Genomic DNA, 12,838 nt, shown 5'->3' with positions numbered 1-12,838 from the left:
ACCTCACGGCCGGCGGCCGGTCAGGAGGTACTGCAGCTGCACCTCGTGGCCGGGCGCGACGCCGTGGGTGCGGTCCAGCCGGAGGATCTCCTCCAGCGGGGTCACGCTCACCTCGGTGAGCCCCGCCTCGCGCAGCACGTCGGCGGTCGCGTCGATGGTGGGCGCGTCGGCAAGGGGGAGCGCGGCGTCCGGGCGCTCGCCGTACAGCTCGCCCAGGCCGTCGGTGAACCAGGTGCTGTCCGCCATCGCCACCACGCCACCGGGGCGCAGCAGCCGGATCCAGCTCGCCACCGCCTCGGCGGGGTCGCGCAGCGTCCACATGACGTAGCGGCCGACCACCGCGTCGAACGTCGCCGGCGCGAAGGGCGGTGCCACCGCGTCCCCGGGCAGGAACCGCGGCGGACGCGGGTCGGTCGCCGCGTGCTCGCGGGCCAGCTCGAGCATCCCGTCGGCCAGGTCGATCCCGGTCACCCGGTGGCCGAGGCCTGCCAGCAGGCGGGCCACCTGGCCACTGCCGGTGCCGACGTCGAGCACGTCCGCAGGAGCGGGCGGGAGGGCGTCGGACCACACCCGGCCCCAGGCCTCGACGTCGAGGTCGCGGCGCTCCGGACGCTGCTGATAGGCGTCGTACGACGGCGCGCGGGCGGTCCAGTAGTCGTTGATCGCGTCCTGCAGGCTCATGCGCTCCGGTCCTCCGATCGGCGGCGGGTGTGCGGGTGGAAGAGCAGGTGCAGGCGTCCGCCGGCCTCCACCCGCTCGATCCCGATGCCGTACACGGGCTCGAGGATCCCGGGGTCGAGGACCTCGTCGGCCGGACCGGCCGCGGCGATCCCACCGCCCCCGAGTAGCACCAGGTCGTCGCAGTACTGCGCGGCGAGATTGAGGTCGTGCAGGACGACCACGGTGGTCGTCTCCAGCTCGTGCGCGAGCCCGGCGACCAGGCCCAGCACCTCGTGCTGGAAGCGGATGTCGAGGTGGTTGGTCGGCTCGTCGAGGAGCAGGTGGCTGGCCCGCTGGGCCAGGGCCCGGGCGATCAGCACCCGCTGCCGCTCACCGCCGGACAGACCGGCGAAGGGCCTGGCCGCCAGGTGCGCGGCCCCGACCCGCTCCAACGCCAGTGCGGCCACCGACTGGTCGTGCGCGCCGCTGCGCTGGAAGGTCGACAGGTGCGGTCCACGCCCCAGCAGCACCATCTCCGCGACGGTCATCGAGCTCTCCGTGCCGGACTCCTGCACCACCACGGCCAGCCGGCGCGCGGTCTCGCGCGGCGGCAGCGCGGAGAGCGGGTCGCCGTCGAGGGTCACCTCGCCGGTGGGGCTTGTCAGGGCGCCGTAGAGCAGACGCAACAGTGTGGTCTTCCCGCTGCCGTTGGGCCCGATCAGGCCGAGCACCCGGCCGTGTGGGGCGGCGAGGGACACCGCCTGCAGCACCTGCGCCCGTCCGTAGGACCAGGACAGGTCCCGCGCCTCGATCACGACTGGTCCCCGAAGCGGTCCACGATCCGGCGCAGGCCCTCGACCGCCAGCGGGCTGGGCGGCTCGGTGAAGTTGAACAGCTGCGCCATCACGTCGCCGTTGCGGACCGCGGTGAGGTCCTGGGCTCCGGGGAGCTCGGTGATCGCGTCCTCGACCGGACCGGGCTCGCCCTCGCTGTGCAGCAGCACCAGCACGTCGGGGTCGCGGGCGAGCAGCTCCTCGAAGGTGACCTCGAAGACCCGCTCGTCCACGTCGCCGAAGACGTTCTCCAGGCCGGCCGCCTCCAGCTGGGGGTCCGCCATGCTCCCGGTGCCGTAGGCGTACGTCGTACCGCCGCCGACCGTCGGGTAGAGGACCGCGGCCGTGCGACCGGAGGGGCCGCCGACCCGCTTCTCGATCTGTGCGACCTCCTGCTTCAGGTCGGCAGCGGCCTGGCGAGCCTGCTTCTCCCGACCGAACACCTTCCCGTAGAGCTCCAGCTGGTCGTAGACGGCGTCGAAGCCGGGCTCGCCCGCGCCCCGATCGCAGAGCGCGGGCTCCTCCAGCAGCGGGATGCCGACGGCGTCCAGGCTCGAGCGGGAGAGGTTGTCGATCTCGCCGAGCACCAGGTCAGCCTCCTGCCCGATCACCGACTCCTTGGAGATCTGCAGGTGCCCGCTGCTGTCCAGCTCGTCGGTCAGCAGGGGGATGCGGTCGAGCGCGGCGCGGGTCTCCTGGTCGTAGTACTCCTCGGGGTACTGCCCCGCACGCGCGACGACCCGGTCCAGCACGCCGATCTCGGCGAGGAACGGCACTGAGGCGCTCTTGAGCAGCACCGCACGCTCGGGCGCCCGGTCGAAGGTCACCTCGGCGCCGCAGTTCTGCACCGTCACCGGATAGCTGCCGGCGGCGGGGGAGGAGGCGGGTTCGGCCCGGTCGTCGCCGGCGCTGCCGCAGGCACTGAGCCCGACGGCGAGGGCGGAGACGGTGGCGGCGATGCGGAAGCGGAAGTGGGGGACGGGCACGAGGCTCCTCTCGGGATGGGGCAGGACGGGACTCAGCCGCCAGCGGCGTGCAGCCGACGGATGAGCACGAGCAGGAAGGGCGCTCCGACGAGGGAGGTGATGATCCCGATCGGGATCTCCTGCGGGGCGAAGAGCGTGCGGGCGAGGACGTCGGCCCAGACGAGCAGGATCGCGCCCATGAGCGCGGCGACGGCGACCACCCGCACGTGCCGGCCGCCCACCGCGCGGCGCGCGAGGTGGGGGACCACGAGGCCGACGAAGCCGATGCTGCCGGAGGCGGAGACGACCACGCCGATGCACAGCGCCACGACGAGCAGCAGCTGCAGCCGCACCCGGTCGGGGCGTACGCCGATGGTGTGGGCGGTCTCGTCACCGATCGCGAGGGCGTCGAGACGGCGGCCCCACACGGTGAGCAGGGCGACCGAGCCTCCGACGACCACCGCGACGATGAGCAGCGGCGCGCTCCACTGGGCCAGCGCCAGCGAGCCGAGCAGCCAGAACATCACCGACCGGGCGCCCTCGGCGGAGCCGGAGGCGAAGATGAGGAAGCTGGTGAGCGCGTAGAGCGCATAGCCCACCGCGACACCGGCCAGGAGCAGCCGGATCGAGGTGACCCGGCCGGCGCTGCGGGCGACGAGGAAGACCAGGAGGGAGGCGGCCAGGGCGCCGAGGAAGGCCGTGCTCTGCAGGGCGTACTCCCCGAATCCGGCGCCGAAGCCGAAGAGGATGGCGGCCGCGGCGCCGCTGGAGGCGCCGGAGTTGACCCCGAGGAGGTAGGGGTCGGCGAGCACGTTGCGGACCATCGCCTGCAGCGCGACACCGCAGACGGCCAGCCCGGCACCGACGAGCACGCTGAGCAGCACGCGCGGCAGCCGCACCTGCCAGACGATCGCGTCGGCCGGGGCGCTCCAGGCCCCGCCGAGGTCGATCCCGAGGTGGCTCGCCAGGATCCGCGCGACCGTCCCCACCGGGAGCGAGGAGGCGCCGAGACCCACGCCGGCGATGATGGTGAGGACCAGCCCGAGCGTGAGTCCGACCAGCCACGCGGCCGCTCTCCGCCGTCCGGCCCGCAGACCGAGCGGATCCGACCCCGGGGAGGAGGAGCGGTCCGTCGGAGCGTCGGGCTGCCGGGTCGCCGTACCGACGCTCGGGGTCACGCCGCCTCCTCACTTATTGCGAACGATTTGCAACAAGGAGGGTAGCGGGTGGCCGGCCCCGAACATGCAAGGACCCCGGGCCGCTCATGCGATCCGGGGTCCGATGCCTTGCGATGGTGTCCGAGGGGGGACTTGAACTTCCGTCACCGGAGGCCCATCTGGGTACATCGCGGTGCCTGTCAGGCGTGATTCCGCGATTTCCCGCCGGGCTCAGTAGGGCGAAACAGCATCCTGAGGCACCCGGAACACGAGCGGCGGTATCACGCGAGGTATCACGAGAGGAACCCCATGCCGAAGCAGCCACCACAACTACTCAGCGTCGCCGAGGCGGCCACCTTGCTCTCCTGCCTGCGGCGGTTGCCGTGAGCGGGTCGACGCCGTCGGAGCGCCGTCTGCGGGCGCAGATCGCGGCGAACAGCCGGTGGGCGAAGGAGCCCGACCGCTCCGCGGCCACCGCCCCCGCCCGGGCCGGCCTGGATGCGCGGTTCGCCCGGGAGGTCGACCCCGACGGGGTGCTGGCGCCCGACGAGCTCGCGAAGCGGGTCGACGCAGCCCGGCGGGCCTACTTCCAGCGCCTCGCCCTCGCCTCCGCCAAGGCCAGGCGCAGGAAGCGGGGTGATGCCGACTGAAGACCGTCGGTGGTGACGGCGAGCATGAACGAAGCGGCCCCGCCAGGTGCGGACACACCGGACGGGGCCTGACCTGAAACCTTGGATTGGAAGGAACCAGATCATGAACGAGCGTACGAACAACCAGCCCGGCACGCCTGAGCACCCGGACTCAACCGAGGGCCGCTACTTCCTCGCCTGCGACCGCGAGCCCTGCGAGGGCTACGGGCGAGTGCACCACCGGATCGACGACGACGGGGCGATGCGGCACCGTCGCGTGATCGCCAGCGTCGCGCAGACGCCGGGTGACGCTGAGTCGCCGCTTCTGTGGGAGGTGCGGATCGAGGCGACCGACCGCGCGGGCGTCGAGGTGTTCGAGCCGCAGCCGTGGAGGCTGGTGCTGCAAGTCGGGAAGACCGTGTTGGACCTCGACGACCAGGACGCGCCGTTCGTTCGGGCCGTCGTGGCCGGCGCGACCATGGCCAGCGACTACACCCGAGCCGAGCTCGCTGACTCGCTGGCCACGGCACGGGACAGCGTCGCCGACCTCGAGGCGGCGGTCGGCACACCGATCGGAGGGCGCTCATGACTCGGTTCGCGGCGCGGGCCGCCGCGAACAGCCGGGCCTTCGACGACCTGACGGCGGAGCTGTCGGCCGACGAGTACGCCGTGTTCTCCGCGCACCTGCACGGCGCGCTGGCCGCGCACGTTCCGGTGACGGTCTACCTGGCCGCGGCCGAGCGGGCTCGTGCGTCGGCGACGCGTGGGCGGGAGCGTGCGTCGTGACCGCGGCGACGCTGGAGGACCCGGTGCCGTACGTCCTGACCGCCGAGGGAACGCTCGCGGCTGCCGGACTGGTGACCGTGCGGCAGGCCGCGGCCATGCTGAGGGTGTCGTCGAAGCGGGTGCGGCTGCTCGCCCGCAAAGGCGAGCTCGACGGGGTGAACCTCGGCATGGCGTGGCTCCTGACGCTGGACTCGGTGCGGGGCTACGTACCGGCGCGGTCGCGTCGTGACGCGCGGACTGCTGTGTTGCCGGCGTTGATGCGAGACCAGATCGCGGCTGGGGACCTGTTGACGAGCGACAACGCCGCCCGGCTGCTGGGGTTGACGCCGGAGACGGTGGCTCGGCTGGCCGCAGCTGGGCGCCTCGAGGGGTTCAAGGCCGCGGGGATGTGGCTGGTCGAGGGATCCTCGGTGGCGGCGTACGCGGCCCGGAATCGCCCTCTCCCGGGTCGAAGGCGTTCGGGGCGGCCGAGGGCCCGGCGGTTGGCTGCGGGGCCGCTGGTGGAGCGTGTGGAGGGCCGGGGCGGGTTCGCTGCGTGTGGTGGGCAGCGGAACTCGGCCGACGAGAAGGCGTACGAGCGTGCTCGCCGGCAGGGGTACGTGACGCCGGCGATCGGGGACCGACTCGCGGTGCGGTTGCTCGGGTTGACAGGTTGGGAGGTGTGGGAGGAGGCCTGGGCGGCGTAGCGTGGCCGTTGCGGCGCCCTGGGCGGTGGATTCCCGAGACCACCTGCCCGGGGCGCTTTGCTGTGACACCCTGACTCGCATCGGGCACGACGGGAGAGCAGCTGATGTGGGGAACGGTGGCGGTGGTCCTGGTCGTCGTCGCGGTGCTCGGGTTCGTCGTGGTCCAGGTGCTTCGTTCGGAACCGATCCCAAGCGGCGACACCACACCCCAGGGCGAAGACCCTGCACCGGAGCAGCAACAGACGTCGTCCCTCTTCGACGACCCGGCTCCCGTAGCGGAACCCAAGCCGGCCCCTGACGCGGAGCCTTTCGACTACGAGGCCGAGCTGGCTCGGCTCAACGCCCAGATCGACGCCGAGGCCGAAGCCCTCGTCGAGAAGCTCGACCGCGAGGCTGCTGCTGAGCTGGAGCGCGAGGAACTGGCGTGGGCAGCTGAACTCGATGAGGACGACGAGCCTGCCGGTCTCCAGATCGGCCGCCGCGACTACGCACCCAAGGCGGAGGAACCCGCGCTCTTCGAGCCCGACGCCGACGGCTCCGTCGCGCTGCGGCTGATCGAACTACCGGACGCCGACCGGCTCGTGCTCGTGTCAACCAGGACCGGACAGATCATCAACCCGCGAAGCACCGGGATCTGGCGGACAGGGATCCACATCGTCACTGCACGTGGCGGCCAGGAACACCATCAGCCGGCGTTCGCGGCGGCGGACCTGCGTCCGGGGAACGCCGTCGACCTGGTGCGGGAGCCGACGAACCCACACGACCCCAACGCCATCAAGCTGTGCGAGCCGAGCAGCACCACGCCGTGGGCGTACGTGATGCGTGGGAAGGCGAAGCGTCTAGCGAAGCTCCTTGACGGCGGCACCGAGCTGGTGGCGGTCACCATGCACGGGCCGGGCCCCGGGATCGGGCGGTCGACGAATCCGCATGTGCTGGTGACGACGCCGGACTTGTGGGAGCAGATCACTCGTCCGAGTTAGCCGACTCCTGCTCCTCGTCGGGCTCCGATCCCGCGGCCAGCCGCAGTACCGCGGCGGGCAGCCGCGTGGCGTCGTCGACGCCGTACGACGCCGCCCGGGCCTTGTCGAAGATCTCCGAGATCGCCGCAGCGGGCAACGCGTTCTGCAGCTTCTGCAGGTCCGCCACGGTCAGGGGAGGCGCGATCGCGGTCTCGGCGGCGAGCTGGAGCAGGAAGGTGCGGCCCTCCGCGTCGGGCTGGTGGTCCGGGTGGTGCTTGCGTTCGAACTGTTCCAGGTCGGCGGCGTTCAGGCCCCGGAACCGGATGGCTCGTCGGCTCTGCTCGAGTTGCTGGTCGACGTCGACGAGGCGGGCAGCCAGCCGGCGCACATCGTCCTCGCGGCCAGGTCGGGGGGTTCCGAATGGTGTGAGGAGGGTGCCCAGCTCCGCGGCGATGTCGCCCCTGGCGGCGGCAAGGTCGTGGCGCAGGACGAACCGGGCGACAGTCTCAGCGGGGCGGAACTCGTCGAGGAGGTCGTCGATGCTCCAGTCGGCGTCATCGGTGAGGGCCTGGTCGGTCGTCTCGGTCATGCCTGCTCCTTCTCGGGCAGCGGCCGCTGCTGGACGGCGGTCGGGTCATGGACGTGTGGGACGGTCTCGTCCGCGGGAATGCGGCAGCAGTCGCGGAACGTCAGGCCGCTCTTGCACAGGCAGGGTTCGCCCCACTCGTCGCGGAGGGCGCACTCGACGAAGCGGTGGCCGGAGCCGCACCAGCAGGGTTGCTCCTGAGCGAGTGGGTGGCGGGTCCACTGGACGAGCTTGAGGAGCTCCTCGCCGGTGTCGTTGAACGTCCCGACTCGTTCGGTGGTCTGGGCGCCTTGCCAGATGCGGGTGAGCAGCAGTTGGCCGCCGATGCAGGTGTGGAAGGGGCCGTCGAGTGCGCGGTGTGCGCGAGCGAGTTCGGCGAGCATGATCCACTCATCGACGTCTGCAGGAGGATCCAGGGGTGGACGGGCCTGCCAGGTCTCAGCGTCTTGCTCTCCCAGACGTTCGAAGCTGCCGTCATCAGGTTGTGCCTTGAGGCGGCTCACTTCGAGGTCGGTTGGCCGCACTACCCAGGGTGCGGGCATCACCCACGGCCTGGTCACCTGCAGCGGCGTGAAGTCGTCGTCGTTGGCGTAGACGTGCGCGGTGAACCTCTCCGCCGCGGGGGAGTAGCCGAGCAGGAACACGGTGCTGCAGGTGAGCGCTGGGGCGTCTTCGTGCAGCGCCCTGAGGACAGCGGGGGTGTGCTCGACGAGGTCGTCGAAGGTCTCCATCTTCGCGCCGAGGTGCGCCAGGCCTAGCCGGACGTCGGTTCCGAACTCGTGATCGCCCGCGGTGGCGATCACGCAGTCCAGGTGCGTCAGCGGCATCAGCTTGGTGTGGTGGCCGAGGCTGCTGACGTTCAGGCTGTAGGACAGGGTGTCGGTGAGGAGTTCGGCTCGGTCGTCGTAGAGCGCGAAGGCGAGCAGGGTCATGCTGCGGGCTCCTGGTCGAACGGCGACGGATACGGCGGAGCCCCCGGGAGTCTGACCGCAGGGCCGGCGGCCGCTGCTGGCACTCCGCTGGGGACGTCCTTGAACCGCTTGCCCGAGGAGGTGTACACGGTCTCGACGTAGGTCCGCGCCCGGTTGCCGTCCAGAGCCCGCAGCCTCGCCCCGACGGCAGCAATGGTGTTCGACGCGTTGTCCTTGGCGTCGACCTCGGCCATGCCGAGGGCCCTGTTCCAGGCGGCCAGACGACGCTCCGCGGCAGAGAGGCGGGCGGATGCCGGCTTGTTGTTGCCGTCGATCGTCGCGGTGCCCTTCTTCCGGTCGAACTCGTTCACGCCGCGCTCGGCGCCGCGGAGCTTGTTGCGGAAGGGTGCGTCCATCAGGTCGACACCGGGCTTGGCCTTCTTGTTGCCCAACAGGCCGAGTTCGGTGGCCAGCTGACGCGCCTGGCCGGCATTGAGGTCGAGGAGTCGTGCGTTCTCAATGAAGTCGGCTCGGGCCCGCCGCATGAACCGCACCCGGTCCATGCCCTTGAAGTTCTCCGCGACCCGCAGCGACTCAGCGGCGATGTTGTCGAGCGCCGCTTCGACTTGTCGTCCACCCTCGAGGCCGATCTTGAACTTGCCGTTGTTCTTCACGAAGTCGCGGTTGCCGAACTGGGCCCAGGTGGCACGAAGGTTGTCCAGGGCAGCCTCGTAGTCCCGCATCGACGCCCGCCCGGACAGCGTCGCGTTGACCGACGCCATGGCAGCACGGAACTCCCGTGCGCTGCCGGTGGCGACCACAAGCGCACGGTTCGTCACCCCCAGGTCGCGGGCGAAGATGTCGCCGATGCCGCCGGAGTTGGCGCGCATGTGCGCGATCGCGTTGGATGCCGCGATCGTGGAACTCTCCAGCTTCGTGGTCTCACGCCAGGCGTCCCGTGGCCCGGCGGCCAGGATCTTGCCGACGTCGCTGAAGAAGTCACCGAACCCGGACCCGAAGTCCTCGAGGTCGGCGAGCTCGGTGCGGGCGGCGCGGAGGTTGTCCTGCAGGGCGCGGAGGTCGCCGGAGGCGATCGCCTCGTTGATGCCCTCGATGGCGTTGCGGGCGGGTTCGCCGGCCTTGCGGATGTCGAGGAAGCCACCGACCACGCCGCCCACCGCGGCGCCGAGGGGCCCGGCCATCGACCCGGCCAGGGCGAGGGATGCGGTGTTGGTGACGCCGAGCTTGTCGGTCAGGCCGGAGGTGACGGCGGTGAGGGTGCCGACCTGGGCGACGGCGCCGGCGGTGCCGGAGAACTGGCGCAGGTAGCCGCCGACGGCGGCTCGTGCTTCACGGGTCTGCGCGGTTTGGAACTGCGCGGACTGGCCGGCCCTGGTCAGGACGGCACTGAACTGGGCCATGGTCGGTACGCCGGTGCGGGCCTGGGTGAGGAACTCGCGGGTGGAGGTCAACGGTCCGGACCGCAGCACTGCGTCGTAGGACTGGGTGGCACGCGTGTAGAGCCGCCACGCGGCGAGCCCGGCCAGTAGGGGCGTGCCGAGGTCGGATCGGGCGAGGCCGCCGACGACGTTGGAGAACGCCTCCAGGGCGTTCAACGCCGGCCCACCGAGCGGGGCCGCAGCCTCTACGATCCCGCTGAGTCCCGACGCGATCGCGACGGTTGCCTCAGCGACCTCGGGACCGACCTCGCGCATGTAGCCCATCACCTGGTTGACCGCCTGGGCCCCTTGGGCAGAGCTGGCCCACCGGTCGAACGCGTCGGCGGCGTCGGCGATCGACTGCATCCCCGCGTTGTTCGCCGGTGAGAACTGCATCCACAGCTCGGAGAGGCCGTGGCCGAGGTCGAGCGCGGCCTCGGCGGTCAACTGCATGTTGGGGCGGGCGTCGGCCTGGAGGAAGTCGACAAAGTCCGACCAACGCCCCGACGTCAGATCCGCGGCCGACGCGGCAGCGACGTCGCCGGTGGCGTCGCCGACCTCGCGGAGGAACTCCCGAGCCCGCGGCGCAGCATCAGCCATCGTGGTCAGCGCGCTGGTCAGGCCGGGGAACAGCCCGGAGGCGGCGGCCCCGGTCAGGCTGTTCACGACGGGGGAGAGGCGGGACAGCTCGAGCACGAACGCTCGCGCCGGCGGTGAGAGCTGCTGCAGTTCCTGCCGGGCGGCCGCGAGGTTCGCAACGGTTGGTTCCAGCTTCGCCTTCTGGACCGCGCCCAGGGCGTCCCCGACGCCGCGGAACGCCAACGCGGCGGTGCCGCCGGCCAGGGCTGCGGTGCCGAGGGACTCACCGAGGGCCCCGACCAGCGGCGCAGTCGCGGCGAGTGCCGGGATCGCCGCAGGGCCAAGGGTGAGGAGGGCGTCGCCAACGATCCCGGCCCGCCCGGAGAAGGAGTCGATGGCGCGCTCGCTGCGGCCGATCTCGGTGGACAGATCACGCACCGAACGGGTGGTGGCGTCGAAGTCGTCGCCGAGGCCGGCGACGGCCGCGCGGTTCTTCGCGATCGTGGCGTCGGTGGTCTGGCCGGACGCCTTGACGTTGCGGAGGTACGCGGAGTTCTCCAGCGTCAGGACAACCCGGATCCGGCGTGCATCGTCTGTCACTGGATCGCCTCCGCCCCGATCCGCAGCGCCGCCTGCACCAGCCCCGGCACCGCACCGTCGAACGCGGGCCCGAGGAACGGCTGCGGCGCCTGCGTCGAGGTGCCGTACTCGACGAACCCGGCATAGCCGACCGTCGCGTCCACGGCGCCGACATGCCGCCCCACGCCCGTCTTCGACGCCCCACCGATGGAGGAGCGGAGGGCGCCGGTGTCGACCGGCGCCGTGACCTTCGCGGCCGCCTCGACCTCGAACACGAACCGCCTCACCGCCTGCCCCAGACGCACATCAGCACGAGACCCGGCGGCGTGCAGGTCGACGGCGAACCGCTCCAGCTGGCTCTGGTCCAGACGCGCACCCACGCTCGACGCCTCCTCCCGTTCAGGACCCGCCGGTCAACGCCGACAGGGCTTCGCGGGCCTCGTCGAGCTCGCCGGGGATGTCCTCGACCCGTGCCCGTCGCCGCTCCTCCGCCTGGGCCAGGACCTCCGCGGACCACCCCTCACGGGCCGCCCGCTCGGGGAGCGCCTCGACCTCCGCGGCGATCTGCCCGGGCAGAGCCTCCAGCTCGGCCACCCGCACCCGCACAGCCTCCACCCGAGCCACGTACGCCGGCGCCGGCACCAGACCCGTCGCCTGCACACACGCCGGGTAGCAGTCGTCCTCGACGAAGTCCTCGCCACGGGCCGCGACCACGCCGGCCGGATCCTCCCCGGCCGCCATCGCCACCAGCACCTGGTGACGCAGCTCCGCGAGACGGGCCGCCTGCGCCAGCGGGCGACTCTTCGGCACGTCGATCACGGTCGGCTGTCCCGGCGTCCGCTCCAGCGCCGCCACCCGGGACCGGTGCACGTAGGGGCCGTCGTGCTCCTCCAACGCGGCCAGCAGCTCCGCCGTCCGGTCGGTGTGCCCCTTCAGCGCCGCCGCCGCCGGCTCCACCTCCACGGCCTGCAACAGCGCCGCCTGCGCGCCCAGCCAGACACGCTCCGCGACCAGCACGCGCCGCTCCTGCGCCTCCGTGGCGCGCTCCGCGACCGTCACCGCGTCCCGCGCCTCCCGGACCCGCACCGGCCACGCAGCCGCCGCCTCGGCGTCGTCGAGGAGCTCATCACCCGACAACGCCTCCACCCGCGCCAGGTCGGCCACCGCGTCCGCGGTCCGGTCACGCCACTGGCCCAGCACCCCGCGGGCCTCCACCAGCTGCGACTCCGCCGCGGCCACGGCCGCCTGCAGCGTCTTCCGGTTCGTCATCGCGCACTCTCCTCGCTGTCCCTGATCTCCGCGGCCGCGTCGAACACCCGCACCGCGAACGCCGCCACATCCAGGCGGCCACGGTCATCCATCGGCAGATCCACCAGCAGCCCCCGCACCTGCAGCAGGTTGAACCGCAGCCCGCCCGCCTCAGCGATCACCCCGCGGGCCTCCTCACGCGCCCGCGCAGCCTGCGCAGCGGCCGCGGCCGCCGCCTGCTGCCGAGCCGCGCGAGCCTTCACCGCCTCGAGCTCGCGGCGCAGCGTGCGGACCTCCCGGTCACGCTCCGCCAACTCCGCCCGAAGCGACCGCCGCCACCTGTCCCGACGCCAGCCCCAGATCACGACGACTCCCGGGCGTTGCTCACCCGCACCGCCAACGCCCCCACCCCAGCCGGCTTCGCGGCGAGCGCATGCCCGTACCGCACCAGCCCCTCACCGGCAGCACCCGCGAGCCTGTTCGTGCCGTCCACGGTGATGAACACCGGATCCCCGGCCTTGACCGCGAAGTCGACCTCGAACACGGGGGCTCCACGCAGCCACACCGTCGCGTGGCCGTCCGGGTTGCCGCCGCCGTAGTTGTACGCGACGTTCCGGCTACCGTCCGCGTTCATCGGCGACACCGACGCGTTCGCACGATCCGTCTGCGCCCACCCGTTCAGACCCCGCACCCGAACCGGGTCACCTGCCCTCGTCCCGACAGGCACCGGCACCGACACGCAGTCCCCGTCGCGAAAGACCTCGTTGCCCGCCACGTCAGATCTCCCCCCTCAACACCAGATCGCCACTCACCCAGCGCAC

The 12,838-nt window shown here is 72.1% G+C and carries 16 protein-coding genes; 5 read left to right on the top strand and 11 right to left on the bottom strand.

Annotation, left to right across the window (positions count from 1 at the left end):
• Positions 1-3: 3 nt before the first annotated feature.
• The 4 genes from K8W59_RS09085 to K8W59_RS09070 are packed head-to-tail and all read right to left on the bottom strand — an operon-like array spanning position 4 to position 3,636.
• Positions 4-681 (bottom strand): class I SAM-dependent methyltransferase, encoded by a 678-nt coding sequence (locus K8W59_RS09085; protein ID WP_223399522.1) that lies wholly within the window; start codon positions 679-681, stop codon positions 4-6.
• A complete protein-coding gene (locus K8W59_RS09080) occupies positions 678-1,475 on the bottom strand; it encodes an ABC transporter ATP-binding protein (RefSeq protein ID WP_223399521.1) in 798 nt (265 codons plus the stop codon). Before K8W59_RS09080 ends, K8W59_RS09085 begins: the two co-directional genes overlap by 4 nt.
• Positions 1,472-2,479 carry an ABC transporter substrate-binding protein gene (locus K8W59_RS09075; protein ID WP_223399520.1) on the bottom strand — a complete coding sequence of 336 codons (1,008 nt, stop codon included), beginning with the start codon at positions 2,477-2,479 and terminating at the stop codon, positions 1,472-1,474. The genes K8W59_RS09080 and K8W59_RS09075 overlap by 4 nt, the downstream gene beginning before the upstream one ends.
• A 32-nt stretch (positions 2,480-2,511) precedes the next feature.
• The gene (locus K8W59_RS09070; RefSeq protein ID WP_223399519.1) at positions 2,512-3,636 is read right to left on the bottom strand and encodes a FecCD family ABC transporter permease; all 1,125 of its coding nucleotides are present in this window, start codon (positions 3,634-3,636) and stop codon (positions 2,512-2,514) included.
• 362 nt (positions 3,637-3,998) lie between these two features.
• Between K8W59_RS09070 and K8W59_RS09065 the strand changes: the two genes are divergently transcribed.
• From K8W59_RS09065 to K8W59_RS09045, 5 genes are all read left to right on the top strand, one after another.
• Positions 3,999-4,265 carry a hypothetical protein gene (locus K8W59_RS09065; protein ID WP_223399518.1) on the top strand — a complete coding sequence of 89 codons (267 nt, stop codon included), beginning with the start codon at positions 3,999-4,001 and terminating at the stop codon, positions 4,263-4,265.
• 103 nt (positions 4,266-4,368) lie between these two features.
• Positions 4,369-4,833, top strand: coding sequence for a hypothetical protein (locus K8W59_RS09060; protein ID WP_223399517.1), 465 nt, complete (start codon positions 4,369-4,371; stop codon positions 4,831-4,833).
• On the top strand, positions 4,830-5,030 hold the full coding sequence (locus tag K8W59_RS09055; RefSeq protein ID WP_223399516.1) for a hypothetical protein: 201 nt from the start codon (positions 4,830-4,832) through the stop codon (positions 5,028-5,030). The genes K8W59_RS09060 and K8W59_RS09055 overlap by 4 nt, the downstream gene beginning before the upstream one ends.
• Positions 5,027-5,716, top strand: coding sequence for a helix-turn-helix domain-containing protein (locus K8W59_RS09050; RefSeq protein ID WP_223399515.1), 690 nt, complete (start codon positions 5,027-5,029; stop codon positions 5,714-5,716). The genes K8W59_RS09055 and K8W59_RS09050 overlap by 4 nt, the downstream gene beginning before the upstream one ends.
• A gap of 116 nt (positions 5,717-5,832) precedes the next feature.
• Positions 5,833-6,696 carry an HIRAN domain-containing protein gene (locus tag K8W59_RS09045; protein ID WP_223399514.1) on the top strand — a complete coding sequence of 288 codons (864 nt, stop codon included), beginning with the start codon at positions 5,833-5,835 and terminating at the stop codon, positions 6,694-6,696.
• Here K8W59_RS09045 and K8W59_RS09040 read toward each other — a convergent pair.
• From K8W59_RS09040 to K8W59_RS09010, 7 genes are read right to left on the bottom strand one after another with little or no spacing between them, the layout of a single operon-like run.
• A complete protein-coding gene (locus K8W59_RS09040) occupies positions 6,680-7,264 on the bottom strand; it encodes a hypothetical protein (protein ID WP_223399513.1) in 585 nt (194 codons plus the stop codon). The two genes, K8W59_RS09045 and K8W59_RS09040, sit on opposite strands and share 17 nt — an antisense overlap.
• Positions 7,261-8,193 (bottom strand): hypothetical protein, encoded by a 933-nt coding sequence (locus tag K8W59_RS09035; RefSeq protein ID WP_223399512.1) that lies wholly within the window; start codon positions 8,191-8,193, stop codon positions 7,261-7,263. Before K8W59_RS09035 ends, K8W59_RS09040 begins: the two co-directional genes overlap by 4 nt.
• Complete coding sequence (locus K8W59_RS09030; RefSeq protein WP_223399511.1) at positions 8,190-10,790, bottom strand: hypothetical protein; 2,601 nt, start codon at positions 10,788-10,790, stop codon at positions 8,190-8,192. The genes K8W59_RS09035 and K8W59_RS09030 overlap by 4 nt, the downstream gene beginning before the upstream one ends.
• Positions 10,787-11,149, bottom strand: coding sequence for an HK97-gp10 family putative phage morphogenesis protein (locus K8W59_RS09025; RefSeq protein WP_223399510.1), 363 nt, complete (start codon positions 11,147-11,149; stop codon positions 10,787-10,789). The genes K8W59_RS09030 and K8W59_RS09025 overlap by 4 nt, the downstream gene beginning before the upstream one ends.
• Positions 11,150-11,168: 19 nt before the next feature.
• Complete coding sequence (locus K8W59_RS09020; RefSeq protein WP_223400091.1) at positions 11,169-12,038, bottom strand: hypothetical protein; 870 nt, start codon at positions 12,036-12,038, stop codon at positions 11,169-11,171.
• Complete coding sequence (locus K8W59_RS09015; RefSeq protein ID WP_223400089.1) at positions 12,035-12,331, bottom strand: hypothetical protein; 297 nt, start codon at positions 12,329-12,331, stop codon at positions 12,035-12,037. The genes K8W59_RS09020 and K8W59_RS09015 overlap by 4 nt, the downstream gene beginning before the upstream one ends.
• Positions 12,332-12,378: 47 nt before the next feature.
• On the bottom strand, positions 12,379-12,792 hold the full coding sequence (locus K8W59_RS09010; RefSeq protein ID WP_223399509.1) for a hypothetical protein: 414 nt from the start codon (positions 12,790-12,792) through the stop codon (positions 12,379-12,381).
• Positions 12,793-12,838: the final 46 nt, after the last annotated feature.

The organism is Nocardioides rotundus (assembly GCF_019931675.1).
GTDB lineage: Bacteria > Actinomycetota > Actinomycetes > Propionibacteriales > Nocardioidaceae > Nocardioides > Nocardioides rotundus.
The sequence above is the reverse complement of the archived record's forward strand: the minus strand, read 5'-3'. Positions and strand labels throughout refer to the sequence as shown.